The sequence below is a fragment of the Rhodospirillum rubrum ATCC 11170 genome (genome assembly GCF_000013085.1).
Classification (GTDB): domain Bacteria; phylum Pseudomonadota; class Alphaproteobacteria; order Rhodospirillales; family Rhodospirillaceae; genus Rhodospirillum; species Rhodospirillum rubrum.
In genome coordinates, this window is the sequence record NC_007643.1 from 113,010 (window position 1) to 139,147 (window position 26,138).

Below are 26,138 nucleotides of genomic sequence, written 5' to 3' on the forward strand. Positions count from 1 at the left end.
CAGGGCGTAAACCGCGCCCTCAGCGTTGCTTGATGACGATCAGGGTCAGGTCGTCGAGCACCGCCCGCTCGCCGATATGGGCGCGGACATCGGCGATCACCGCGTCTTTGATGGCGCCGCTGGTTTCGGTGCGATGGGCAAGGCAGGTGGCCTTCAGGCGGTCCATGCCGTACAGGCGATCGCCGGTATCGGCGGCTTCGGTGATGCCGTCGGTATAGAGCACCACCATATCGCCCGGCTCCAGGCTGAGGGCGGCTTCGTCGAGATAGGTGCGCATATCGTCGACCAACCCAAGCGGCATGCCGAGCATCAGGGTGTCGAGTTCCTCGACCCGGCCATCGGTGCGGATGACGATCAGGCTTTCGTGCTGGCCGATCACCCGCATGGCGCCGCCGCCCTCGGGCCGGGGCTGGTAGTCGATCAGGGCGAAGGTCAGGTTCTTGCCGCTGCCCATGCGCCGCATATTGCCCGCCAGCGAGCGGTTCAGCACATCGACCAAGCTGGCGCGGTCGCCGCGGCCATCGGTGGTCAGGGTGCGCACCGCCGATTGGGTGAGCAGCATGACGACGCCGCTTTCCAGGCCATGGCCGGTGACATCGCCGATGCCGATGCGCACGCCGCCCTCGTGTTTCATGATGTCGTAGTAGTCGCCGCCGACCTCGTCGGCCGATTCCATGAAGGCGGCGATATCGAGCGCGGTGATCTCGCTCAATTCCTCGTCGCGCGGCAAAAGCATCTGCTGAATGCGGCGCGACACGTCCAGTTCGGCGCCCAGGCGCAGGTTTTCCGAGTTCAAGCGGGTGTTGAGCGCGCTGATTTCCCGGTGCGCCTCGTCAAGCTGGGCCAGCGACTGGGCGATTTCCTCGTTTTCCCGGCGCAGGATTTCGCGCTTTTCAACCTCCAGCTCGTTCATTCGCCGGGTATTGAGCTTGAAGATCTCCAGGGTGCGGGCCATCGCCCCGATCTCGTCGGCGGCCTCCTGGCCTTCGACGGCGCGGTCGAGGGTGCCGCCGGCAAGGTTCTGCATCACCTCGTTCAGCGCCAGGATCGGCCGGCGGATGCTTTGAATCACTAGGGCGTTGGCCAGGAAGCCAAGCACCAGTACCACCCCGGCCAGCGAGCCGACGAAGATCAAGGTGGCGCGCGTCTTGTCTTGAAGATCGGCGCGCAGTTGATGCTCCCGGACCTTGCCCAGGGTGTCGAGGGCATCGATGGCGGCAGTGACTTTCTCAAGGTTGACGAAGACCAGGAAGCGCGATTGGCCGACCCAGGAGTCCGACAGGCGCAGCAGGGTGGTTAACTCGTGGCTGATCTGCCCCAGGCGATCATCGGCGAGGCTCAAGGCCAGACGTTCGGCCTCGGTCGGGCGCGACCGGCTGGCGCTTTCGAGCGCGTCGCGGAAGGCGGCCAGGGTGCTTTCGGCTTCTTTGCCGGTGGCGCGCCGCTGGAATATGTGGAATTCGTCGATCAGCGCGGTGACCTGATCGAAGCGGGCGATCAAGGGGTCGGGCGATCCGCCGGCTTGCGCCATGCGGCTTTGGGCGAAGGCCATCAGGCCCGAGACCTCGCCGGCCAGCCGGCCAAGGTGATGATAGGTCTGCCCGGCCCGCTGGTTGAGCGCGCGCAGGTCCTCGAAATTCCCCATGGAGTCTTTGAGCACGGTCTCGAGCCCGCCGAGGACGGCCTCGATATCGTCCTCCTTGAGCGATACCGCCTCGGCGGCACGGCCGATCTGGCCATATTTGAAGGCCACGTCATCGCCGATCGCCGGATCGCGGGTATCGGCATAGGCGGTGATCACCGTCAGAAAGCGCGAGGAGGTATCGCGCACCGCGGTGATTTCGCGCATGCGCAGGTCGAGAACCTCGGTGGTGCTGCGGTAGTCTTCCACCAGCGTGACCAGCCGCCATCCCGAAACGACGATCACCAGAACGGCCAGGGCATAGATGGCCATGGTCAGCATGAGACGCCGCCCCAAGGGCATCTTGCGCAGAGCGCGGGTCAGGATCATGACAAGCGCATCGTTCACTGGAAGTCCAGCTTGAGGGTGGGTAACAGGCGTTTGAGATTGACCAGGGATTTCCCCTGCCAAGCGACGGCGGTCGAGCCGAGGACGGTGAGCGATCCTCCTTCGTGGGCGCGCGCCTCGATCACGAATTTCGAAAGCATGGCGATACCCGAACTGTTGAGGAATTCCAGTTCGGTCAGGTCGATGGTCAGGATTTCGTTCTGCGCCAGGGCTTGGCGGAGAACGGCGGTGATCGGCTCGTATTCGGACATGCCATTGAGGCGGAGGATCCCGCTGATCGCCACCAGACTGCGGGTCGGATCATAGCGTACGTGGTAATTTTCACCGGAAATCAGGTCCATGTCGACTGCGTCCGCGAGGCTTGCTTGAAGGGAAGAGGGGGGAGAGGGCGAGACCCGGTCAAACGGGGATTTGGACGATGGTCGAGACCATTACGGTGTCCTCTCCCGGATCCTCGAATCGCCAGGACAGGCTCGCGTTATAATCGTTGATCATTGTTATCAAACCAAGCCCGGATCCGTCATCGTCGCTACGTTCCTCTTCAAGGATACGCAGGTACATCTCCATCGGATCGCTGGCGATCAGCTCGGTGGCGTAGCTGTGGAACGTCGCGGCGCGGGCCCGGCTGACCGGATTGGTCTCGATGAAGGTGATGCGCTCGGCTTCCAGGCTCAGCGTGATGGTGATCGGCCGGGTGGATTCGGCCGCGCTGTATTTCATGGCGTTTTCAAGCAGTTCATTGGCGATATAGCTGACCGCCGCCTTGGCGTGCTTCTGGCGATCGGCCGTCGTCGTGTCATCGCCCGCCCCGGGAAAGAAGGTGGTCACGTAGTCGCCCAGGAAATCCGCCGAGAGCCCGTTGTTGCGCCAGCGCTGGCGCAGGGGCAACAAGCTGGGTGAAAAGCTGAGAACAAGGCTCTCCAGGACTTTTCCTGCGTCGGCTTCTTCGACGCTGCCGATCTGCTCGATCATGGGATGCTCGCTAGAGAAGGGGTGGGCAAAGAAGGCGAGGGGCGAAGGGGGCGCATGGGATCAGGCGCGAACGGTATTGCGGTTATGGGCTTTGGCTTCATAAAGCCGGAAGTCGGCCTGGGCGATCAGATCGGCCGGATCCCCCTCGGGCCGGGGGAAGACGCAGGCCAAACCGATGCTGACGGTCACCCGGCCGTGGGGGGAGTCGGCATGGGGGATCGCCAAAGTCCACAGGGCAAGGCGGATAGCTTCCGCCACCTGTCTGGCCCCGGCCAGATCGGTCTCGGGGAAAAGAATAAGAAACTCCTCGCCGCCGACACGGGCGGGAAGATCGGGGGGGCGGCGACTGCAGCCTCTCAGGATCTCGGCGAAGGCGATCAGCACCTGATCCCCGCGGTTGTGACCATATCGGTCATTATAAGCCTTGAACAGGTCAAGGTCGCACATCGCCACCGACAGCGGCGAGCCGCTGCGCAGGCTGCGCGTCCATTCCTGTTCAAGGGCGCTATCAAGCATGCGACGGTTGGCGATCGAGGTCAGCGGGTCGAGCCGGGCCAGCGCCTCGACCTCGGAATAGCGGCTCAGCCACTGGGTATCGATCTCGTCGCTATGTTCGGTGATGGTCTGGACCAGAACCTCCAGATCGTCTTTCTGCTGGCTGACCACCGTCAACACCTTGGACAGGCGCCGCTCGGCGATGACCCGTTCGCGGACTTCGCCGCGCAACCGGTCATTGGTCGAAAACAGCTCCGACTCGATGGCATCGCCATGCTCGACCGCCGTCGTCAGGGCGATTTCCAGATCGCTGTTTTGCTGTTCCAGGGTTTCAATCTTATGGCGAAGCTTCTTGATTTCAGATGCCATGGATTGAATGTTGATCCCTTCGATATCACCCATTCTCGATCATCGCCCATAAAAACCATCAAGGCTCGTTCCCGAGGCGACAGGTTGGCCCGCCGTCGTTTACAAGGACGCGGATCTATACCGCGAATCAAGTCTGATTCGTTAGTCCGCCGAGACGTTCTCTCGCATCCGGTTCATTTTTGCCACGGAGCATAGTGATGCCAAGCGCCCTGGAATCGCGCCTGATCGATCTGGAAAGCCGGTTGACCCATCAAGAGGCGATGGTTGATGATCTCTCCGATGTTATCGCCGCCCAGGATCGGACGATCGCGCGGCTGGTCGTGCAAATCCGCCATTTGGCCGGGGCGCTGCGCGATGTGGAGTTGGGCTCCATCGGCTCGCCGGCCGACGATAAACCGCCGCCCCATTATTGAGCCCCCTGCCGAGAGCGAGACAAGGATGGGAGCGGCATGGCCTCCCCGACAGGATTCGAACCTGTGGCCTTTGGATTAGGAATCCAACGCTCTATCCTGCTGAGCTACGGGGAGATGCCTTGTCCTGGGTTATAACCGCGGCGATCGAAGGGCGCAACGCCCGCGCCGTTTTCGACGCTTCGCTTGGCGTTTATCGCGCCCCGGGGCGGGAAGGCCCGCGCCCGCCGGTTGCGCTGGCGGGATTTCGCCATATTTTCTCCTGATACTTTCGATTGGCCCCTGACCCGGGCCTTCCGGCCCCCCCCCTTGCCAAGGGGCGTCCCGGCCGGCCCTTTATCACGGGCCTACCAGCCCTGGTTCTTATTACGGGCTTACCAGCCCGGCGGCCCCACCGACAGCAGCGGGAGACTTTCATGATCACCAGCGGCGCGCCGATTGTCCTTGCTCGCTCCCCCTTGGGTCTGTCGCTCCGGGCCTTTGGGGCTTTGCCCGGCCGCGCCCGGCGGTTGGGGATCGCCACCCTTTTCGGGCTGATCGCCCTGGTGTTGGCCCTGCCCTTGGTTGCCCGCGCCGCCGATCCCGTCGCCTCGGACGCCGCCACCGCCCAGGCCCTGGCCGATCTGGGCCGCGAGGCCGAGGGTCTGAAGGCCAATGTGCTCTATGTCGTTGAAAACGACGGCCAGAGGGCGCAGGCCAAGGCCGCCGAGGCGCGCGGCAAGGCCGAGCGCGGAGAATGGGATGGCGCCGTCGACGCCTGGGAGCAGGCCCTGCGCGCCGGACTGAAACAAGCCGATCGCTGGCTGATTCTCGCCGATTTCTATGACAAGGCCGAAGGGGCCGAACCGCGCGCCGTGGCCGCCGCCTTTCTGGCGATCGCCGAGGCCGCCGGCGGGGAAGCCCGCGCCCTGGCCCAGACGCGGACCGCCGAATTGCTGATGGCCGCCGAGCGCGATGACGTGGCCTTGGCGTTGTTCCGCCGCGCCCAGGCCAGCCATCCCACCCCGCGCGCCGCCAACGGCATCGCCGCCCTCGGCGGAACCGGTTTGGCGATCCGGCGGACTCTGGTTGAAGCCGACCGCGATCTGCCCCGCTTGTGTCTGGATCTGACCGCCGCCCCCGCCGCCATCGATCTCGCGCCCTATGTCAAGATCGAGCCCGCCGTGCCGGTGGCGGTTAGCGCCACCGGCAAGCGCCTGTGCATCGACGGCCTGCCCCACGGCCAGACGGTCGGCGTGACGCTGCGCGAAGGGCTGCCGACGCTGACCGGCGCCACCTTGGCCCGCTCCTTGACCCTTGAGGCGCGTATCGCCAACCGCGCCCCCCGCGTCGCCTTCGCCGGCAACGCCTATATCCTGCCGGCGCGCGGGGCCCGCGATGTCGCGGTGCGCACGGTCAATGTCGATCAACTGTGGTTGACCCTGCTGCGGGTCAACGACCGGGGCTTGGCCGGACTGCTGCGCGACCATGATTTGAATTCGATGGTGTCGGGCGGCGATCTGCGCGACATCGCCGAGGATTCGGGCGAAAAGATCTGGGAAGGCAAGCTCGATATCGACGCCGCCCTGAACCGCGAGACGGCGACGGCCATTCCCCTCGCCACCATCCTGCCCGATCCCCGCCCCGGTCTTTACCTGCTGGCCGCCGAGGACCGTTTGCGCGGCTCGACGCCCTGGTGGAACCAGCCTTCGCAATGGCTGCTGGTCACCGATATCGGCTTGCAGAGCGCGGTCGGCCTGGATGGGTTGTCGGTTTTCGCCCGCTCGCTGTCGAGCGGCCGGGCCCTGGTCGGGGCCTCGGTCACCCTGGTCGCGCGCAACAACGCCGAGGTCGCCAGCGCCGTTACCGATCGCAACGGCATGGTCCGCTTCCAGCCCGCCCAGTTGAGCGGCCGCGACGGCAAGACGCCGACCTGGGTGATGGTCTATGGCCCGGCCGGCGATTTCGCCTATCTCGATGTCACCGGTCCGGCCTTCGATCTGTCCGATCGCGGCGTCGGCGGCCGCGAGGCCCCCGGTCCGCTCGACGCCTTCCTCTATACCGAGCGCGGCATCTACCGGCCGGGCGAGACGGTTCATCTCGCCGGGTTGTTGCGCGATTCGGGGGCGCGCGGGCTGTCGGGCCTGCCTTTGACCGTGAAGATCCTGCGTCCCGATGGCGTTCAGGTCGACCGCCAAGTCTTGAGCGATCAGGGGGTGGGAGCCTATGGCGCCGATATTCCCCTTCTCAAGGAAGCGCGCAGCGGACGGTGGGAGATCACCGCCCACGTCGATCCCGCCGCGCCGCCGATCGGCCGGGTGTCGTTCGTGGTCGAGGATTTCGTGCCCCAGACCATGGAGGTCACCCTCAAGACCACCGCCACGGCCCTTGATCTGACGACGGGCGAGCCGTCGGCAGCGACGGCTTCGGTCGCGGTGCAGGCCGATTATTTCTACGGCGCCCCGGTGGCGTCGCAGCCGGTGACCTCGGAAGTGGTGCTGAGCGCCGATCCCGAGCCCTTCGCCGCCTTCAAGGGCTTCACCTTCGGTCTGGCCCAGGAGGAGGTCGAACCCCGGCGCTTCGATCTGGAGCCGACGCTAACCAACGCCAAGGGCGCGGCCACCCTGGCCGTCGCCCTGGATGGCGCGCCCGATACCTCGCACCCCTTGCGCGCCCTGGTGCGCACCAGCGTGATCGATGCCGGGGGCCGGGGGGCGGCGCGCACCCTGGTGCTGCCGGTTCGCCATCAGCCGATGGCCGTCGGCATCAAGGCCCGTTTCGAGGGGGACTCCCTGGCCGAGGGGGCGACCCCGGCCTTTGATCTGGCCGCCGTGAACCCGGCCGGCGCCCCCGTCGGCCAGCGGCCGCTCGATTGGGTGCTCTATGAAGAGGTCAGCCGCTACACCTGGTATGAAAACGGCGGCGCCTGGAACTACCGCCGCACCGTCAGCGACGAGGTGCGCGCCTCGGGACGGGTGATGACCGCCGCCAATGGTCTGGCCGAGGTCGCCGTGCCCGTCGGCTTTGGCGCCTTCCGCCTTGAGGTGTCCGATGGCGGCGGGTCGCTCGCCGCCTCGTCCCAGCGCTTCCGCGCCGGCTGGTGGGTGGCCGGGTCCGACAGCCGCGATACCCCCGATACGCTGAAGGTCACCCGCGAGGCCGAGGCCTATCGGCCCGGCGAGCGGGCGCGTCTGCGCCTGGAGGCGCCTTTCGCCGGTCACGCCCTGGTTTCGGTGGTTACCGATCGTTTGCTTGATGTGCTTGACGTGCCGCTGCCCGAAGGCGGGCTGACGGTGGAATTGCCGGTCACCGAGGCCTGGGGGGTGGGCGCCTATGTGGTGGTCACCGCCTTCCGCCCCGGGGAGAACGCCGGATTGCGCGGTCCCGGGCGGGCGATGGGCGTGGCCTGGGTGCCCGTCGACATGACGCGGCGAACCCTGTCGGTTGCGCTCGAGGCGCCGCAAACCGTGTTGCCGCGCCAGCGTCTGGAGGTGCCGGTTCAGGTGGCGGGCGGCCAGGGTCCGGTGTTCCTGACCCTGGCCGCCGTCGATGAGGGCATCTTGCAACTGACCGATTTCCAAAGCCCTGATCCGGTCGCTTATTATTATGGCAAGCGCAGCCTGGGGCTGGCCTACCGGGATGCTTATGGCCGGTTGCTTGAAGGCACCAACGCCCGCCCGGGCCGTTTGCGCGAAGGCGGCGACGCCTCGGGGCGTCACCTGATGGGGCTGCCGCGCAGTTCGGTTGAAACCGTCTCCCTGTTCTCGGGGATCGTCGCCGTCGGCAAGGATGGGCGGGCGCTGGTGCCCGTCGATATCCCCGATTTCACCGGCCGGCTGCGGCTGATGGCCGTGGCCTTTTCCGGCGCCGGCGTCGGTCACGGCGAAGCGGCGGTAACGGTGCGCGATCCGATGGTGGCGATGGCGACGCTGCCGCGCTTCCTGGCGCCGGGCGATCGCTCCTTCCTTAGCGTCTCGCTTGATAACATCGATGGCCCGGCCGGCGTCTGGACGCTTGCCGCCGTGGGCGAGGGCGCCTTGAGCGTGCCCGAGGGGCCGCGCGCCGTCGATCTGGCCAAGGGCGGCCGCGATCTGGTGCGTCTGGCCGTGGAGGGGCTCAACCCGGGCCCGGGCACCTTGCGGCTGGCGATCACCGCGCCGACCGGCGAGCGCCGGGAAAAGACCTGGAGCTTCGACGTGCGCCCCGGCGCGCCCCGGATGACGCTGGCCCATCGCCTCGATCTCGGCGGTCACGGCCGCGCCCGTCTGGACGGCGGCCTGCTTGAGGGCTTTTTCCGCCAGGGCGTCGAAGGGACTTTGACCCTGTCGTCGGTGCCCAACCTCGATCCGATCGGCAATGCCTCGGCCCTGCGGGCTTATCCCTATGGCTGCCTGGAACAGACCGTCAGCCGGGCCTGGGTGGCGCTTTATGGCCATGACCTGGATACCCCGGCGCTGTGGAAGGGCTGGAGCGGCAAGGACGTGCTGGCGACCGAGATCGCCCGGGTGATCGCCCTCCAGCGCCCCGATGGCGGCTTCGCCCTGTGGTCCTCGTCGGGGGGGCTTGATCCCTGGCTGTCGGCCTATGCCCTGGAATTCCTGCTGCGCGCCCGCGAGGAAAAGGCCGCCGTGCCCGATTTCGTCGTGGAACGCGGTTTGGCCTATCTCGATGACGCCATCGCTGATGGCGATTTCTCCGATGCCGGCCTGCCGGCGGCGGCCTATGCCCATTACGTTCTGGCCCGCGCCGGGGCGATGGACCTGGGGCGCTTGCGCTATTTCGCCGATACCTATCTGGCGCGGATGCCCACGCCCTTGGCTCGGGTGCAAACCGCCGCCGCCCTGTCGCTGCTGGGCGACGGACCGCGCGCCGTCGCCGCCCTGAAACAGGGGCTGGGCGACCGGGCGCGGTTGGTCAGCGATCGCGACGATTGGGATTATGGCTCGGCCCTGCGCGACCGCGCCGCTACCCTGGCGCTCGGCATCGAGACCGGCCTGCTCGGCGATGATGCCCTGGCGACGGCCGATACCCTGGCCGACACCCTGGCCCGCACCCCCCATCCGTCGACCCAGGAACGCGGCTGGCTGGTGCTCGCCGCCCGCGCCCTGGCCCGCCAGCAGGGATCGGTCGCCGCGACGGTGGACGGTGTGGGCGTCGATAGCGGCCGCACCACGGTGACCCTGCCCCTGAGCATCCAAGACCTGGGCGAAGGGGTGGATATCGTCAATGGCGGCGACCGGGCGCTGCGCGTCGTCGCCTCGCTTGACGGCCAGCCCGAGGCGCCGCCGCCGGCGGCCAGCGAGGGGTTGACCATCGACCGTCGCTTCCTGACCCTGGCCGGCGAGGCGGTGGATCCGACCAAGGTGCGCCAGAACGATCTGCTGGTGGCGCTGATCACCGGCTCGGCCACCGATCCCAAGGTCATCGCCCGTGAAAGGGGCAATCGCCTGCTGGTGGTCGATCTGCTGCCCGCCGGGGTCGAGATCGAAAACCCGCGGATCGGCGCCGGGGCGCCGGGGAGCGAGGGGCTGTCCTGGCTGCCGGAGCTGACGGACACCACCCACGTCGAAGCCCGCGACGATCGCTATGTCGCCTCCGTCGATATCGACGCCAAGACGCCGACGTTCACCCTGGCCTATGTGGTGCGCGCCGTCAGCCCGGGAAGCTTCGTTGTTCCCGGCGCCGCCGTCGAGGATATGGATCGCCCGGCCTTGCGGGCTAATCAGGGGGCGGGGCGGCTGTCGATCGCCGCCCGCTGACCGCGCCGATGACACCGCCGGGACGGCGCGGGATCGGGCGATGGCTTCGCCGCCTCGCCCTGGGGGGCCTGGGGCTGGCGCTGCTTGTCGGCGCCGGCGACCACCTGTTGCCGCCCGATCTTGGCCGCCTGACCCCGTCAACCCGGGTGATGGCGGCCAATGGCGCCGTGCTGCGCGCCTTTCTGACCGCCGAGGGGGCTTGGCGGCTGCCCGGCGACCCGGCGGCGGTCGATCCCTTCTATCTGGCCTTGCTCCAGGCCTTTGAGGACCGGCGCTTCGCCTCTCATCCCGGCGTCGATCCCTTGGCCGTCGCGCGGGCGCTTGGGCAATGGCTGGCCAATGGCAAGGTGATCTCCGGCGCGTCGACCCTGACCATGCAGACCGTGCGGCTGCTTGATCCGCGTCCCGAGCGGACCATCGCCGCCAAACTGGTTGAAATGGTCCGGGCGGTGCAGCTTGAAGCCCATCTCGGCAAGACCGGCGTGCTGGGCGCCTATCTGACCCTGGCCCCCTTTGGCGGCAATCTGGAAGGGGTGCGCGCCGGATCGCTGGCGTGGCTGGGCAAGGATCCCCGCCGTCTGACCCCGGGCGAGGCGGCCTTGCTGGTCGCCCTGCCCCAGGCGCCCGAGGCCCTGCGCCCCGACCGCCATCCCGCCGCCGCGCGGGCGGCGCGCGACAAGGTGCTGGAGCGGGCGGTGCGCGATGGGCTGCTCGACCCGGCCCAGGCGCGCGAGGCCAAGGCCGAGCCGGTGCCGACGACGCGCCGGCCAATGCCGTTTTCCGCCCCCCATCTGACCGAACGTCTGGCCGCCGGGGCGCCGGCGGGCGCGCCGATCGCCACGACGATCGACGAGGGGCTGCAAAACCGGCTGGAGCGGTTGGCGCGGCGGGTGGCCGTGCCTTTGGGCCCCGGGCAATCGCTGGCCCTGCTGGCCGCCGAATCGGCCAGCGGCCGGATCCTGGCCAGCGTCGGCTCGCCCGATTACCTTGATCCGGAGCGGGTGGGGGCGATCGACATGACGCGGGCGGTGCGCTCGCCGGGATCGGCGCTCAAGCCGTTGCTTTACGGCATGGCCTTCGAGCGCCATATCGTCCATCCCGAGACGCTGATGATCGACCGGCCGACGCGCTTTGGCGCTTATACCCCGGCCAATTTCGGCGATGCCCATTGGGGGGAGGTCAGCGTGCGCGAGGCCCTGGCCCAATCGCTCAATGTGCCGGCGGTCATGCTGCTTGATCGCCTGGGACCGCTGGCCTTCGCCACCCGCTTGCAAAGCGCCGGCATCGCCCTGCGCCTGCCCAAAGGCGTCGAGCGGCCGGGATTGCCCTTGGCCCTGGGCGGCCTGGGGGTGAGGCTTGAAGATCTGGTGGGCCTGTTCGCCGCGATCGATGCCGGGGGCGCGGCGCCCCCCTTGCGCGCCCTTGCCGGTGCGCCCTTGCCGGCGCGCCGGGTGCTTGAGCCGGCGGCGGCTTGGCAGGTCGCCGATATCCTGGCGGGCAGTCCGCCGCCCCCGGGGATGATCCTGGCCGATCTGCGCCAGGGCGGTCGGACCGTGGCCTTCAAGACCGGCACCTCCTATGGCTTCCGCGACGCCTGGGCGGTGGGGTTTGATGGCAAGGTGACGATCGGCGTTTGGGTTGGCCGCCCCGATGGCACGCCAAGCCCCGGCGCCTTTGGCCGGGCCACCGCCGCACCCTTGCTGTTCCAGGCCTTTGAAGCGCTTGAAGGTCGGCCGCCGCCGCCGCGGTCCCGGCCCGACGGCGTGTTTATCGGCGCCAATGGCGATCTGCCGCCGCCGCTGCGCCGCTTGGACGGCGAGCCGCCGCGCGCCGGTCGGCGGCTGGCCGTCGACCGCGACGCCCTGACCATCGCCTTTCCCCCCGATGGCTCGGTCCTTGATCCGGCGTCCCTGGTCGATGGTCTGGCCCTGTCGGCGCGCGGCGGGCAAAGGCCGCTGACTTGGCTGGTCGATGGCCGGCCCCTGGTCAGCCCGGCCTTCGCCCGAACCGCCCGCTGGATGCCGCCAAGCCTTCCCCGGGGCGGCGCCCTGGCGGTCAGGGTGAGCGTGGTTGACGCCGGCGGCCAGGGGGACACGGCCCAGGTGTGGATCGGCCAATCCCCGCCGTAACGGACCGTTAAACCCTTTTCGGTATAGGAATGAGCGTGGGGAGACGTTCCCCAGGCTCTTCCTGGCCTTCCGTTTTCCCTGGATCCGGGCTTTGATGCGCAGCTTCGTCCTTTCGCTCTGCCTTGCTCTTGGCGCTTTCGCCCCGCTTTCCTTGGCGGCGGAGGGGGCCTTGTCCGAGGCGATCGAGTCGCCGACCCCGGGGGCCGGGCTGGAGGGCGCCGAGGTTCTGGGCGATCTGGCACCGGCCGAAGGGGCGTTCTTGGCCGAAGAGGCGCCGCGGGTCGCCGTGGCCGGCGGGTCGGCCGCCCGTCTGGTCGAAGAGGGCTATCGCGCCCTGGCGGAGGGCCGCACGGCCGAGGCCCTTGCCGCCTATCGCGCCGCCACCCGGGCGGCGCCGGCCTTGGCCGAAGCCCATCTTGGCCTGGGGGCCAGCCTTCAGGCCCTGGGTCGGCCAACCGAGGCGGCCGGCGCCTATGAGCGGGCCCTGGCCCTGCGGCCGGGCGATGCCCTTGCCCGGGCCCGGCTGGTCGCCGTTTTGGGCGATCTGGCGCCCGGGATCGCCCTGGAGCGCCTGGGCCGTCTTGCCGTCGCCTATCCCGATGACGCCGAAATCACCGGCCGAATCGGTTTACAGTTAATGCGCCAGGGGCGTCCCTTGGCCGCGCTTGGCGCTTTTGAACAGGCTGCTGCCCTGGCGCCGGGCGATCCGGTGCGTCAGGTCAATCTGGCGGTGGCCGCCGACAGGGCGGGGCAGGCGGCGCGCGCCCTTGCCGCCTATCGCAAGGCGGTGACGCTGCTGCGCGCCGGGGGCGAGACCGCCGGAGTCGATCTCGCGGCGCTGTCGCGGCGGGCGCGTTGGCTGGAAGTTCGTTTGGAGGGTGTCACACCATGAATGCCGTCGATCCCGTCCTCGTCCATTTCGGCTTTCACCGCCATCCCTTTCCCGCCGAGGCCGGTTTGGAACTGGCTTATGCCGGCAATGACTCCCAGGCCCCCGTGCGCCGCCTGCTCGCCCGGTTGACCCGCTACGCCGGACCGGTGACGGTCGTCGGCGAGGCGGGGTTGGGTAAAAGCTATCTGTGCGACTGGGTCGCCGCCTTGCTTGAAAGCCGGGCGCTGGTGGTGCGCGTCAACGCCACGGATCTGGGCGGGGCGCGGCTGTTGCCTTTGGTCGCCCAGGCCCTTGATCTCGATCCCGAGCGGCCGGCGGGCACCAGCCCCCGGGTGCTGACCGCCCGCCTGCTCGCCCTGCGGGTCAGCGGTCGGCGCGCCGTGTTGCTGGTCGATGGCGCCGATGCCCTCAGTGATGGCGATCTGGAAGACCTGCGCCGTCTTGACGCCCTGGAAACCGCGCGCGGCCGGCTGCTGCGCGTCGCCCTGTTTGGCCGCCCGGGCCTGCGCGAACGCCTGCAAACCCTGCCCCAACTGGCCCGGCGCCTGGGTCCGGGGGTGCGTTTGACGCCGATGACGCGGAGCGATCTGACAAGCTATCTGGATCACCGGCTGGCGGTCAGCCGCGATCCCTTGTGGATCGATCCGGTCTTCACCCCGGCCGCCCGCCGCCGCTTGCTGCGGCTGGCGCGCGGCGTGCCCGGCGATCTCGACCGTCTGGCCTCGGCCGCGCTCTATTTGGCGGCGGGCGAGGGGGCGGCGACGGTGGAAACCGGTCACATGGGCACCGCCGCCCGCGCCCTGAACCTGGGGCCGCGCTGGTTGACCTTGCCGCGCCTGCCCGGTTTCGGCGGCCCCAATCCCCTTGACGCCCTGCTGCACCCCCTGGCCCTTCAGGCCCGATCCTGAGCCAGACGCTCTGGGTGGGGGCCGGTCTCGGGGCCTTGGCCGGCCTGGGCGCCGGCGGTCTCGCCGCCTGTCTTCGCGCCTCCGCCGCGCCGCCGGCCCACCGCCTTTCTTTTATCCGGGCCGGGACGCTTGCCGGGGTTGGAGCAAGCTGTGGCATTGCCTTCGCCCTGCTCTCGCCCGACACCGCCGCCTTGCCCTATTCCCTGGGCGCGGCCCTGGTCGGGGTGGCCTTGCTGCTGGCCATCGCCGTCATCGATATCGATCTCGGCGTCATCCACGACATCCTTGTTCTTCCCCTTGCCCTGGTTTTGCTGGTTTGGCGGATCGCTCTGGGGGATGGCGCGCTGTCCCCCCTGCTTTCCGGGGCAATCGCTTTCGTCCTCGCCCAGGGCCTGCGGCTGGCTTATCGGGCCGTGCGTCGGCGAGAGGGGCTTGGCGCCGGTGATCTTGGGGTGATCGCCGCCGCCGGAGTGGCGCTTGGCCCGGCCGAGGCGCCGGTTTTCCTGATGACGGCGGGCGTCGCGGGGGTGGTCTGGGGGCTGGCGAGCCGGCGGTACGGCGATCGCCCCTTCCCCTTTGCCCCCGCCCTGGCGTTCGGTCTGGTGATGGCGATGCTGGCGCGGCTGGGTACCCTGGGATAACGACCTGAGATTGCGGTTCTATTCTTCTTTTAAGTGTATTTCCCGAAAAACTGCGATAGGAATAGGGGTATTGAATCATCTAGGGGTGGTTTGACGCCCCCCGGCCCGGGGAGGGGCGATGAGAGCGCCGGTCCGCCGCATTGCCCTGCTCTGCGCCCTGATGCCGGGCCTGGCGGGCTGTGAGCCTTTCGATGGCGCCGGCGGCCTGACCAAAGACGATTATCGCGCCTTGCTCGCCCGCCGTGGCGGGGGGCCGTCCCCCCTTCCCGAACCGCCGATTCCGCCGCTGCTGGAACCCCAGCTTGCCGCCTTGCCCGCCCCCGAGGAGGCGCGCCGGGTGACGGTGATCGCCCAAAGCCCGACGCCGGTGGCCGATCTGCTGGTCGCCCTGTGCCGCGAAGTCGGGGTCGATCTGGAAATGAGCCCCGAGGTCGGCGGCCTTGTCGTTCTCTCCCTGCGCGACCGGCCCTTTCCCGAGGTCGTCGGCCGTTTGGGGGCGATGGCTGGGCTTGATATCACCCTGGTCGACGGGGTGGTCAGGGTCGATCTCGATCGGCCGCTGCCGGCGATCTACCACCTTGACGCCCTTAACATGGCGCGCAGTTCGGAAGGCAGCGTCTCGACCAGCACCGATGTCTTCACCAGCGTTGCCGCCAAGGGAAACTCTCGCGACAGTCGGGGCAACGCCTCGGCCAGTCTGGTCAGCAGCGCGTCGAAAGCCGATCTGTGGGGCGAGGTGGCCGGCGGGCTTGGCCAGATCCTGGGCCGGGCCGAGGGCGACCCGCTGGCCGAGGAGGCCCGCGACGGCGTGGCGCGCGGTGGGTTTCACATCAACCGTCAGGCCGGGCTGATCACCGTCGTCGGCCGCCGCGCCCAGCAGCGCGAGGTGGCCGATTATCTGGCCGGGGTGCGCCAATCGATGGCGACCCAGGTGCTGATCGAAGCCAAGATCGTCGAGGTCACGCTGAAGGACCAGTATCGCGGCGGCATCGATTGGAAGGTGCTGACCGATGGCGGGGAATTTCTGCTTGATATCCCGGGAGCGGCCGGGGTGGTCGCCCCGCCTTTGACCGACGCGGCGGCGACGTTGAGCCTGGGGACGCGGGCCACGCTGGGTCCGGTGGAGTTATCGGCACTGGTACAATTCATCAAGACCTTCGGCGCCGTGCGCACCCTGTCGAGCCCCCGGCTGACGGTGATGAACAATCAGACGGCGGTGCTCAAGGTCGCCGAGAACGAGGTCTATTTCGTTGTCGATGTCGATACGGTGACCAGCGACGGCGTGACCCAGACCACCTATTCCAGCGAGATCAATACGGTTCCCATCGGTCTGGTGATGACCGTCCAGCCCAGTGTCGAGCCCGGCGGCGGCCGCGTCACCCTGGGCCTGCGCCCGACCATCTCGCGCATCGCCGACCGTGTCGCCGATCCGGCGGTGTCGTTGCAAAACCTGTCGGTGCAATCGCTTATTCCGGTGGTCGAGGTCCGCGAACTCGATTCGGTGGTGACCATCGACAATGGCGCCGTGGTGGTGATGGGCGGCCTGATGCAAGAACGCATGGGCCGCGACGAGGAGGGCGTGCCCGGGTTGGGCGACGTTCCGCTGATCGGCCGGGCCTTTCGCCATGACAGCGCCGATACGGACGTGGTGGAACTGGTGGTGCTGTTGCGCGCCACCGTGATCGGCGGCGCCCATAGCCATCCCGCCGATCGCCAGCTTTATCGCATCTATACCCCCGATCCCCGGCCCTTGGCGATGTAGGAGCACAGCCGATGCGCGCCGCCGCTTTTCATCTGCTGGCCTGTTTGCTGGGCGATCGCGGCCTTGTCGTCGTGGCGGCGGTGATGGCGGCGACGGCGGGGCTCGCGGCCTTCCTTGGTTCGATGACCCTGGTCGAAGGGCGGGAAAGCGCCCTGGTGCTGGCGGCCTCCACCTTGCGTCTGGGCTTGGCCTTGGGGGTGATCGCCCTGGTCGGCGGCTATCTTGACCGTCTGCGCCAGTCCGAGGAACGCGATCTTCTGCTGTCTTTGCCGCTGTCGCGCCTGCGCTTGGTCGTTGGCTGGTGGCTGGGGGCGACGACGGTGGCTGTTATCCTGACCGCCGTCGCTGCGCTGATCATTGGCGCCCTGGGCGGCGAGCGGGCGGGGGTGGTGGCCTGGGGGGCGGGGTTGGCGCTGGAGGGCGCGGTGGTCGCGGCCTTCACGGTTTTCGCCGGGATCAGCCTGGGGCGGTCGCTGGCTATCGGCGCGGCGCTGGTTTTCTATGCCTTCGCCCGCTTGAGCGGCCTGCTGGCGGCGGTGGCGGCGACACGGGCCCCGACCCTTGGCCCCTGGGGCGGCGTCGTCGAGGCGGTGGCCGGGCTGATGCCGCGCCTGGATCGCTGCGTCGAATCGGGCTGGCTGATCGCGGCGCCTGGGGGCGGACCGGCGATGGCGCCCGGTCTCGTCTTTCAGGCGCTGGGTCTGATCCTGGTCGTCTTGTCGATGGCGACGGCCGATCTCGCCCGGGGCGAGGGGCGGTGAGGGCGCCGCCAGCGCGGCGTTTCGCCCGGGCCTTGGCCGGCTTCGCCCCCTTGGCCTGTGGCCTGTTGCTGATGTTTGGGGCTGCCGCCTCGCCCGAGCCCGCGCACCCCACGGCCTTGCCGCCGCCGCCCGCGCCAGAGGCCGTGGCCGTGCTCAGCCTGGATGACCGGGCGGGCGGCCAACGCGCCCTGGCGTTGTGGCTGCAAAACGCCGGCGAGGCGACGGGGCGGGTGGCCCCCCTGCCGCTCGGGGATGGCGAGCGGCTGGCGCTGTGGCTGGCGGTGATCGACGGGCTGGCCCCGGGCAGCGAGCTTGCCCCGGCCTTGGCCGCCCTGCACTTCGGAGCGGCGGCGCGCGGACCAGCGGCGCGACGGCTGGCCCGGGCTTTGGCCGCCCTGGCCCAAACGCGCCTGCCCGGGCGCTGGCCCTGGCTGGTTCATGCCGCCGCGCTGGCGGGCGATCGCGGCGGCGATCGGGCTTTGGCCGCCGCTCTCGCCCGACCCTTGGCCGATCTGCCGGCGGGCGATCTTCCCGACTGGGCGCGCCGCCTGCCCGATGCCCTTTCCCGTAAGGAGGCTTTGCGATGAAACGCTCCTTTGTCTTGCGCTCCGGGGGCTCGCGCCTGCGCGCCGGCTTCACCCTGATCGAGATGTCGGTGGTGCTGGTGCTGGTCGGGCTGTTGTTGGGCGGCGTGCTCAAGGGCCAGCAGTTGATCGAAAGCACCCGCCTGAAGATGACGATCAGCCAGTGGGAGGCCACCCGCACGGCGGTCAGCGCCTTTGAAGACCGCTTCGGCGCCTTGCCTGGCGATTTCGACGAGGCGGCGACCTTCCTGGCCGGCGGCGTCGCCGATGGCGATGGCAATGGGGTGATCGGTACCGCCGGTCTGACCATGGGGGCGGCGCCCGCCGCCGAATCGGGACTGGCCTGGGTGCATCTCGCCTATGGCAATTTCCTGGCCGGGGTGCGGCTGGGAACGGCGGCGGATGGCAGCGACACCACCATGCCCGCCCGGTTGTCAGGGGAATCCCTGGCGATCATCCATGGCCGCTTCGGCCGCACGGCGGCGACGGGGCATTGGCTGCGGTTGCAAGATACCCCTCGCGGTCCGACCCGGGCGGCGTTGTCGGGGGCCCAGGCCCGCGAGATCGATATCCGCTATGACGATGGCAATGCCGATAGCGGCTATATCGTGATGAGCGCCCCCGATGGGGAAACCGGAACCGCCGACCTTTGCAAGGATGCCGATGGCTTCTATGTCGGAGGCGCGGCCGGGTTGTGCAATCCGGTGTTGTTTTTGCAGTGACGGCCCGTCGCCGGGGCTGGCGGCGGTGGGGGGAAGATGGAAAACTAACGGCCGATGACATCGGGGACGTCAAAAGGAGGCCGGCATGACCAAGGAAGGCGAAGAGGGTCGGCGCGGGATGGGGCCGGAGACCCCGGCGAGCGAGGGACGCCGCCGCACCCTGGCCTCGGCCCTGCGCGAAGAGGATCGCACCGGGGCCACGGCCTGGCCGCAGACCGAGGAGGGCGAGCCCGGATCCCCGCGCGACGCTGGCGCCGGCGAGGGGGGCGTTGTGCCCACGCCCTTGCTGCGGCTGTCTTCGGCCCTGGCCCGGCGGATGGGCGGCGCCCCCCTCGCCCCGACCCTTGGCCAATCCCTGGAACTGGCCATGGCCGATCACGCCGACGATGAAAAGGCCGACTCCCTGGCCCATTCGGCCCCGCCACCACCGACGACCGCGCGCCGCGCCGCCGCGCCGCCGGCCCTGGTGCCGGCGCTGGGGTTGGGCGATCAGCTGCTGGCCGGCGGGTTGATCTCACGCGATCAGATGCGGGTGGCCCATATCGAACAAAAGCGCTCCGGGGCGCCCTTGGGGCAGGTTCTGGTCGATCTTGGGTTCATCACCGATGGCGTGCTGGCCGAGGTGCTGGCCCAAAGCAGCGGTCACGACCGCTTTGACGCCGCGTCGACGCTTGCCGATCCGGCGGCCCTGGCGCCCTTGCCCGAACGCGAGGCCCGGCGTTTGCGGGTGTTCCCCGTCGGCCTGCGCGGCTCGCTGCTGCGCTTGGCCATGGTCGATCCCCTTGATGTGGTGGCGATCGACGAGGTGCGCCGCCACTATGGCCGCGATGTGCGGATCGAACCGGTGGTGTCGTCGGAGGCCGAGATCGCCCAGGCCATCGATCGCAGCTATGGCCATGTCCTGGCCCTTGATGGCGTGCTGCGCGAGCTTGAAACCCTGGGGGCGGCCGGCGCCGATCCGGAAAGCTTGCGTGATACCGACTCCCACCCGGTGGTGCGGCTGGTCAACGCCCTGCTGCTCGACGCCGTCAAGCGCCGGGCCTCGGATCTGCATTTCGAGCCCCAAGGGGCCTTTTTGCGGGTGCGCCTGCGCATCGACGGCACGCTGAGCCAGACGCTGATCTTCCATAAGCAATATTGGCCGGCGGTGGCCCAGCGCCTGAAGATCCTGGCCGGAATGAACATCGCCGACCGCCTGGGGCCCCAGGATGGCCGGTTCTCGATGGCTATCGCCCACCGCAAGATCGACTTCCGCGCCTCGGTCATCCCCACTGTCCATGGCGAGAACATGGTGCTGCGCGTGCTCGATCGCTCGGCCACCCCGCTCAAGCTCGAGCAACTGGCCTTGGCCCATGGCACGCTCGATCCCCTGGAACTGCTGGTCCGCCGGCCCGAAGGCCTGCTGTTGGTCACCGGCCCCACCGGTTCGGGCAAGACCACCACGCTTTACGCCTTGATGGACCATATCAGCGGCCCCGAGATCACCATCGTCACCTTGGAGGATCCGGTCGAATACGACCTGCCGCTGCTGCGTCAGACCCAGGTGCGCGAAGGGGCGCGGCTGGGCTTCGCCGATGGCATCCGCGCCCTGCTGCGCCAGGATCCCGATGTCATGCTGGTCGGCGAGATCCGCGATGCCGATACCGCCGCCATGGCCCTGCGCGCGGCGATGACCGGCCATCAGGTCTATGCGACGCTGCACGCCAATGACGCGCCTTCGGCCCTGCCGCGGCTGATGGATCTGGGGCTGCGGCCGGGGCTGCTCGCCGGCTCGCTGATCGGCGTTCTCGCCCAGCGTCTGGTGCGCCGCCTGTGTCCGCACTGCCGGCAGAGCTATCGCGCCTCGCCGGTGGAATGCAAGATCCTGGGCCTTGATGCCACGGATCCGCCCGAGATCTTCCGGGCGCGCGGCTGCGAGGCCTGCGGTCAAACCGGCTATCACGGCCGGGTGCCGATCAGCGAATTGCTGAGCATTAGCCCCGAGATCGACGACCTCATCGCCAGCGCCGCGCCCTTGGCCGAGATCCGCGCCCTGGCGACCCGTCAGGGCTATCGGCCGATGCTCGATGACGGGGCGCGGCTGGTCTGCGAGGGGGTGATCGATGTGGCGGCGCTGATGCGCGCCATCGACGTGACCCGCCGGCTGGCCTGATGACGCTTTACGCCTATCGCGCCGTCAACGCCCGGGGCCGGGTGGTGCGCGGGCGATTGGAGGCCGAGGGCGAAGGCGCCCTTCAGCGCGGCCTGCTGGGCGCCGGGCTGCATCTGTTGGCGGCCCGCCCGGCAAGCCGGCCCGATCGGCGGGGGCCGCTGGCCTGGATCGGCGGGCTGGTCGGGCGGCGCGGCGCCATCGCCGAGCGCGAGCTTCAACAGTTGTTCCTGCATCTCGACCGCGCCCTGGGCGCCGGGGTGCCGCTGCTCGAAGCCCTTGATGATATCGGCGAGGTGACCGGCGACGGTCGGCTGCGGATGATCTTGCGGCGGGTGCGCGGCGATCTGTCCCAGGGCCTCGCGCTGTCGGACGCGCTGGGGCGGCACGAGCGGGCTCTGGGGCCGATGGTCGCCCCCGTGGTGCGGGCCGGCGAGGAAAGCGGCGATCTGGGCGGCGCCTTCGGCCCTCTGGTTGCCCACCTGCGCTGGCGCGAGGATCTGGGGCGGCGGCTGCGCAAGGCCACGCGCTACCCCCTCGTCGTTCTTGGCGCCATCGCCTTGCTGTTCGTTTTCCTGATGGCGGTGGTGGTACCCGATCTCGCCAGCTTCCTCGGCGGTTTGGGCGAGGGCCTGCCGCCGCAGACCCGGGCGCTGATCGGGCTGTCGGGGCTGATCGTCGACCATGCCTTCGCCTTGGGCTTTCTGGCCCTTGCCGGCCTTCTCGCGCCCGGTCTGGCGCGGCGGATGTCCGATGAAGCCGCCTATCGCCTGGATGCCTGGATCCTTGCCTTGCCGCTGGGCGGACCGCTGATCCGGCGTATCGCGCTCTCGCGCTTTTGCCATTTCTTCGCCCTGATGGTCGGCGCCGGGGTGCCGCTGGCGGTCTGCCTTGCCACCGCGCGCGGCGTTCTGGGCAATCGCTGCCTGGCCGAGGCCCTGGATACGGCGACGGCGGCGGTCACCGCCGGTCATCCGCTGTCCGATGCCCTGCGGCTTTCGGGGCAGTTTCCGCCGCTGGTCACCCGCATGGTGCGCATCGGCGAGGATGGCGGCGATCTGGCCGGGGCCCTGGGCCATGTCAGCGCCTTCCATGACGGCGATGTCGCCGAGGCCACCGACCGGCTGATCGGCTTGCTTGAACCCGCCTTGCTGTTGGTCGCGGGCGGTCTGCTGGGCTGGATCGTCTGGGCGGTGCTGCTGCCGGTCTATGACAGCCTGATCGTCTTGGCCGGTTGAATACTGCACGTTTTAATTGATAAAGCCGTGATTCCTGGTCTTATAGGATGCTAGTCCTGGGGAGGAGGCGGCGATTTGACGGAGGGGGTGGCGAGGGCCCGGCGGCTGCCCCGGGCATCCCGGGCGCCTGGGGCTGCCCTGGTTCTGGCCGAGGGGGCGGCGCCGCTGCTGGTCTCGGCCGGGGGCGTTCGGGCGATCGAGGCCGAGCGCGGCCAGGGTGCCTTGGCGGGCGCGGCCTTGGCCGAGGCGGTCATTCAGGCCCTGGGCGGCGGGTTCACCGGCCGGTTGCTGGTGCTGGTCGACGCCGCCGACCTGCGGGTTGAAACCGCCGAGATTCCCCGTGTCGGCCCCTTCGATCACCGGGCCTTGCGCCGCGCCCATCTTGGCGCCGCTTTGCCGCAGGCCTTTTGGCGGGCGGCGCGGGTCGTCCGCGCCCCGGTGCGCTCGCTGGTGATGACCGGGCTGGGCGATCGCGGCGGCGCCCTCGCCGCCCTGATCGCCGCCCTGCGCGACCGCGGGCTGGCCTTGCGCGGGCCGATCGCCGGGGCCTTGGCCCTTCCCGCCCTCGGCGCCCGCCTTGATCCGGGGCCGCCGGGCGAGCATCAAGGCTGGGCGCTGACCTTGCTGCTTGGACGCGCCGGCACCCGTCAGATCGTGACCCGCGATGGCGCTCCGGTGCTTGCCCGCCTGGGGCCGGCCGGGCTCGATGGCGACGCCTTGGCCGAGGAGGCGCGGGCGACGTTGGGCTATCTGCGGCGCCGGGGCTATCCCGGTGACGCCCCCTGCCGCTTGCTGCTGCTTGGCGGCGACGGCGCCACCGCCCGGGCCTTCCGCCAAGCCGCCGCGCCTTTGGCGGCGGGGGCGGCCATCCTGGCGCCAACCGATGCCGAGGCCGCCCTGCGCCTGGGCGCCCCCGCCGGCTGTGGCGCCGAAGCCTTGCTGGCCTGGGCGAGCTTGGAGAGCCCTTTCCGTCATTTATGGCTGCTTGCCCCGGCGCAGGAAAAGCCGGGGCCGGCCTTCGCCTCAAGCCGGCTTTTGTTGGCCGTCTGCCTTGTTTTCGGGGTGGCCATGGGGGCTTGGATGGCCTTTGAAGCGCGGACATTGCGCGATCTTAGCCTGCGGCGCGCCAATTTAGCGGGGATGTTGGCTGATTTGGCGGTTGAGAAGGCTGCTTTGGCCCGCGAAAAGGAGAGTTTTCCGGTTCCCGAGGCCGTATTGCGCGCCTTCGCCGCCCACCAGGCCTTGCCGGCTCCCGTGTTCTGGCGGGGCGAGGGGGACGACGGGGGGGAACTGCGCGCCGCTCTTGGCCCGGGGACCCTGGTCGAAGCGCTGCGTTTTGACGGCGAGGGCGTGGCGCCGGGCACGCTTCATCTCAGCCTTGCGGCGTCGACGGCGCCGTCGCCGGGGGTGTTGCGCGCCCGGCTGGGCGCCGCCTTTCCCGGCCGATCCGTTGTGGTTGACGGCGGCCTCGATGAGGCGACCGCGATGCACGGCGGCGGTACGACCACCGCTCGGCCGCTGGTGGTCCGCCTCGGCCCGCCGGGGGCGCGATGAGACGGCGGTGGCTGGGCCTTGGCCTCGCCCTGGCCTGCCTGGGGGCGGCCTTGGCCCTGAGCGGGCAGGTGGCGCGCGAAAGCGCCCGTCTTGACGATCTTGAACGCTCCTTTCGCGCCCAAAGCGCCGCCCTGGCGGGCGACCGGCGCGCGCAAGCCGAGGGCAGGGATTTGGCCGAGGCGTGGCGAAAGGCCTGGGCCCGGGGGGATCTGGCCGATATCGACCGTCGGGGGACCTTGGATCCCTTGCCCGATCTGGCGGCGCGTTGGCGGATCTTCGCTGTGGAAAGCACCCTGGCCCCGCGGACCTCGCGTCCCGTGGCCGAGGGGCTTGAGAGTGTTAGCGATACCCTGACCTTAAGCGGCCAAGCCTTGCTTGATGGCGATATCCTGGGGTTCGCCGAAGCCGTCGCCAAGGCGTTCTCGCCCCGGGGCGGGGTGAGCGGCCTGGAGATCAGGCGCTCGGCGGAAGCGGAGGGGATCGATCTCGCCTCTGTCGCGCAAGGGAGCGAAGCGGCGCTTCTGACCTTTGAGCTGCGCCTGCGCCGCGATGGGCTGATCTGGCGTGGTCCGGGGGCGCCCGCCCCAGACCCCGCCCCGGATGTCATCGCCGATGGGGAAAGCGGGGCGCCGCCCCGCGCCCTGCTGCTCGGCACCAGCCGCGAGGGGGCGGCGGTGGTCGCCGCGATCAGCGCCGGCCCCTGGGGACGGCCGCCGGGCTGGCGCGATCTGCGCGATCTGCGCCTTGATGCCCTGCTGTGGGTGGGGCCGGCGGCTTGGACGGTGTGGTTGAACGGCAAGGCTTATGGCCCGCTGTCGCTAGCGCCACCCCATGTGCGGCTGCTTGGCGCCAGTTCCCGGGGGGTGACGCTGGCCGTTGAACGCGGCCCCGGCGACTGGCGGCGGGTCGGCCTGCGCCCGGCCCAGACCTATCGGGTGTTCGACGACCGCTTGGAGGGCGGCCTATGACGGCGGAGGTGGGGGGAACGCCGGCCCTGGCGCTTGCGGGGCTGCGCATACGGCGCGGGCGGCGGCAAACCTTGGCGATCGACGATCTGGTCATCGGCCCCGGGGAAGTGGTTGGTCTGGTCGGCCTGAACGGGGCGGGCAAGACCACCTTGCTGCGCGCCTGCGCCGGATTGCTGGCGCCGGCCGCCGGTTCTGTGCGGCTGTTTGGCGCCGATCCCCGCGCGGCGCCGGCCCGCCGGGCCTTGGCCTATCTGCCTGAAAATCACCGGCCGATGGCGGTCTTGCGCGGCGATCACTGGGCGCGCGCCCTGTTGCTTGGTCACGGCAAAACGATGGAGCCCACCGCCCTGGCCTCGGCCTGTCAGGCCTTGGCGCTTGATCCCGCCCTGCTGGGTCGCCCGGTGGGTCAATGGTCGAAGGGCGGCGAACGCAAGCTGGCCTTGGCCGCCACCTTGCTGGCGGCAGCGCCACTGACCTTGCTTGACGAACCGGCGGCCGGGCTTGATCCCCGGGCCCGGGTGGCGTTGAAGGATCGTTTGTTGGCGGCGCGCGCCGAGGCGCGGACGGTGGTGCTGTCTAGCCACCTGCTGGCCGATGTGGAGGAGTTGTGCGACCGCCTGCTGGTTCTGCGCGATGGAACGCTGATCTTCGATGGCCCGCCGGCGGCGCTGTGCGCCCGGTATGGCGGCATCGGCCTGGAACGCGCCTTTCTCGCCCATATCGATCACGGCTGATCGGCGAAGCACCGCGCTTCGACAAGGCCTTCGGCTTCAAGGGCGTCGCGGGCGTCGGCTTCGGGCAGCATGCCCAGGCGGCGGCCGATCTCCATCAGCGCCGGCAACTGGCGGGTCTGGCCGTCGCGGATCGCCGCCTTCACCGCCGGCGAGGCCAGCAGCAGGCTGAAAAGGCCGATCCGCCCGCCGCCCCGACGGGCGAGCAGGCGCTGGTAAACCACGGCGGCCAGGGCGGTGGCCAGGGCCTCGCGGGCGGCGTCCCGGCCGGGAGCGCCGCCATCGAAGGACAGCAGATCAAGGGCGCGGTCAATGGCGCCCGCCGCGCTCGCCGCATGCAAGGTGGCGATCACCAGATGGCCGGTCCCGGCGGTACGCAGGGCCAGGGCCAGGGTTTGGGGATCGCGGATCTCGCCGATCAGCACCACATCGGGGTCGGCGCGCAGGGCCGCCGTCAGCCCGGCGGCGAAGCTTGCCGTATGGGTGCCGACCTCGCGCTGGGTGACCGGTCCGCCCAGCGGCGCATGGCGGAACTCCACCGGATCCTCGACGGTCAGGATATGGCGCCCGCCCGCCCGGTTGATGGTGTCGATCAAACAGGCCGCCGTGGTGGTCTTGCCCGCCCCGGCGGCGCCGGCGATCAGGATCAAGCCGTCGCGGCGCCCGGTTAGCGCCGTTATCGCCGGCGGCAGTCCCAGGCTTTCGGCCGCCGGTGGCCGATCGGCGAGCAGGCGCAGCACCAGGGTCGGCCCGGCCAGCGCCCGGCAGGCGGTGACCCGCACCCGCAAGGGGGGATCGGCGGCCATCGGCAAGCTCAGCATCGCCTCGGCCTCGCCCAGGCGCTCCAGGCGCTCGCGCGCCGGCTGGTCAAGGGCCTGGGCGATCAGGCCCATGATCGCCGATCGATCAATCAGGGCGCCTTGCGGCGTCATCTCGCTTAACCGGCCGTCGATGCGCAGGGACGGCGCCATCCCCACGGCGAGATGGAGATCGCTGGCGGAGCGCTGATGGGCAAGGCGCAGCAAAGACGTCAGGTCCATCGCGGAGCCCCAGGGTAAACGGCATAAGAAAAGGGCGCCCCGTTAG

The 26,138-nt window shown here is 69.6% G+C and carries 20 protein-coding genes and 1 tRNA gene; 15 read left to right on the plus strand and 6 right to left on the minus strand.

Annotated features, from left to right (window positions below; all coding sequences use genetic code 11):
- Positions 1-19 precede the first annotated feature (19 nt).
- Genes RRU_RS00500 through RRU_RS00515 form a run of 4 tightly spaced genes read right to left on the minus strand, consistent with a single transcriptional unit; the run spans position 20 to position 3,865 of the window.
- Complete coding sequence (locus RRU_RS00500; protein WP_242601294.1) at positions 20-2,029, minus strand: PP2C family protein-serine/threonine phosphatase; 2,010 nt, start codon at positions 2,027-2,029, stop codon at positions 20-22.
- The gene (locus RRU_RS00505) at positions 2,026-2,370 is read right to left on the minus strand and encodes a slr1659 superfamily regulator (protein ID WP_011387861.1); all 345 of its coding nucleotides are present in this window, start codon (positions 2,368-2,370) and stop codon (positions 2,026-2,028) included. The genes RRU_RS00500 and RRU_RS00505 overlap by 4 nt, the downstream gene beginning before the upstream one ends.
- 58 nt (positions 2,371-2,428) lie before the next feature.
- On the minus strand, positions 2,429-3,001 hold the full coding sequence (locus RRU_RS00510) for a DUF6272 family protein (RefSeq protein ID WP_011387862.1): 573 nt from the start codon (positions 2,999-3,001) through the stop codon (positions 2,429-2,431).
- A 60-nt stretch (positions 3,002-3,061) separates the two neighbouring features.
- A complete protein-coding gene (locus RRU_RS00515) occupies positions 3,062-3,865 on the minus strand; it encodes a GGDEF domain-containing protein (RefSeq protein WP_237703811.1) in 804 nt (267 codons plus the stop codon).
- A 197-nt stretch (positions 3,866-4,062) separates the two neighbouring features.
- Here RRU_RS00515 and RRU_RS00520 point away from each other — a divergent pair, with 197 nt between their 5' ends.
- Positions 4,063-4,278 carry a SlyX family protein gene (locus RRU_RS00520; RefSeq protein ID WP_011387864.1) on the plus strand — a complete coding sequence of 72 codons (216 nt, stop codon included), beginning with the start codon at positions 4,063-4,065 and terminating at the stop codon, positions 4,276-4,278.
- Between the two features lie 37 nt (positions 4,279-4,315).
- Here RRU_RS00520 and RRU_RS00525 read toward each other — a convergent pair.
- Positions 4,316-4,392 (minus strand) — tRNA-Arg (locus RRU_RS00525).
- Positions 4,393-4,691: 299 nt separating this feature from the next.
- Here RRU_RS00525 and RRU_RS00530 point away from each other — a divergent pair.
- The 14 genes from RRU_RS00530 to RRU_RS00595 all read left to right on the plus strand — a co-directional run bounded on the left by RRU_RS00530 (position 4,692) and on the right by RRU_RS00595 (position 25,055).
- Entirely contained in the window at positions 4,692-10,013 is a 5,322-nt protein-coding gene (locus tag RRU_RS00530) for an alpha-2-macroglobulin family protein (RefSeq protein ID WP_014625869.1), read from the plus strand.
- Positions 10,014-10,021: 8 nt separating this feature from the next.
- A complete protein-coding gene (gene pbpC, locus RRU_RS00535; protein ID WP_011387866.1) occupies positions 10,022-12,142 on the plus strand; it encodes a penicillin-binding protein 1C in 2,121 nt (706 codons plus the stop codon).
- A 94-nt stretch (positions 12,143-12,236) separates the two neighbouring features.
- Positions 12,237-13,034, plus strand: coding sequence for a tetratricopeptide repeat protein (locus RRU_RS00540; protein WP_011387867.1), 798 nt, complete (start codon positions 12,237-12,239; stop codon positions 13,032-13,034).
- Complete coding sequence (locus RRU_RS00545; RefSeq protein ID WP_011387868.1) at positions 13,031-13,942, plus strand: ExeA family protein; 912 nt, start codon at positions 13,031-13,033, stop codon at positions 13,940-13,942. Before RRU_RS00540 ends, RRU_RS00545 begins: the two co-directional genes overlap by 4 nt.
- A gap of 14 nt (positions 13,943-13,956) precedes the next feature.
- On the plus strand, positions 13,957-14,583 hold the full coding sequence (locus tag RRU_RS00550) for a prepilin peptidase (RefSeq protein WP_011387869.1): 627 nt from the start codon (positions 13,957-13,959) through the stop codon (positions 14,581-14,583).
- 118 nt (positions 14,584-14,701) lie between these two features.
- Complete coding sequence (locus tag RRU_RS00555) at positions 14,702-16,345, plus strand: type II secretion system protein GspD (RefSeq protein ID WP_011387870.1); 1,644 nt, start codon at positions 14,702-14,704, stop codon at positions 16,343-16,345.
- A gap of 11 nt (positions 16,346-16,356) precedes the next feature.
- Positions 16,357-17,106 (plus strand): hypothetical protein, encoded by a 750-nt coding sequence (locus RRU_RS00560; protein ID WP_011387871.1) that lies wholly within the window; start codon positions 16,357-16,359, stop codon positions 17,104-17,106.
- Positions 17,103-17,693, plus strand: coding sequence for a hypothetical protein (locus RRU_RS00565; protein ID WP_011387872.1), 591 nt, complete (start codon positions 17,103-17,105; stop codon positions 17,691-17,693). The genes RRU_RS00560 and RRU_RS00565 overlap by 4 nt, the downstream gene beginning before the upstream one ends.
- A complete protein-coding gene (locus RRU_RS00570; protein WP_011387873.1) occupies positions 17,690-18,412 on the plus strand; it encodes a prepilin-type N-terminal cleavage/methylation domain-containing protein in 723 nt (240 codons plus the stop codon). The genes RRU_RS00565 and RRU_RS00570 overlap by 4 nt, the downstream gene beginning before the upstream one ends.
- Before the next feature lie 85 nt (positions 18,413-18,497).
- Entirely contained in the window at positions 18,498-20,564 is a 2,067-nt protein-coding gene (locus RRU_RS00575; RefSeq protein WP_011387874.1) for a GspE/PulE family protein, read from the plus strand.
- The gene (locus tag RRU_RS00580) at positions 20,564-21,799 is read left to right on the plus strand and encodes a type II secretion system F family protein (protein ID WP_011387875.1); all 1,236 of its coding nucleotides are present in this window, start codon (positions 20,564-20,566) and stop codon (positions 21,797-21,799) included. The genes RRU_RS00575 and RRU_RS00580 overlap by 1 nt, the downstream gene beginning before the upstream one ends.
- Before the next feature lie 75 nt (positions 21,800-21,874).
- Positions 21,875-23,353, plus strand: coding sequence for a hypothetical protein (locus RRU_RS00585; protein ID WP_011387876.1), 1,479 nt, complete (start codon positions 21,875-21,877; stop codon positions 23,351-23,353).
- The gene (locus RRU_RS00590) at positions 23,350-24,321 is read left to right on the plus strand and encodes a hypothetical protein (RefSeq protein WP_011387877.1); all 972 of its coding nucleotides are present in this window, start codon (positions 23,350-23,352) and stop codon (positions 24,319-24,321) included. Before RRU_RS00585 ends, RRU_RS00590 begins: the two co-directional genes overlap by 4 nt.
- Positions 24,318-25,055: an ATP-binding cassette domain-containing protein gene (locus RRU_RS00595; protein ID WP_011387878.1), complete on the plus strand. Its 738-nt coding sequence runs from the start codon at positions 24,318-24,320 to the stop codon at positions 25,053-25,055. The genes RRU_RS00590 and RRU_RS00595 overlap by 4 nt, the downstream gene beginning before the upstream one ends.
- On the opposite strand, the gene RRU_RS00600 is transcribed toward RRU_RS00595, so the two are convergent.
- Entirely contained in the window at positions 25,046-26,092 is a 1,047-nt protein-coding gene (locus tag RRU_RS00600) for a type IV pilus twitching motility protein PilT (RefSeq protein WP_011387879.1), read from the minus strand. The genes RRU_RS00595 and RRU_RS00600 overlap by 10 nt on opposite strands.
- Positions 26,093-26,138: the final 46 nt, after the last annotated feature.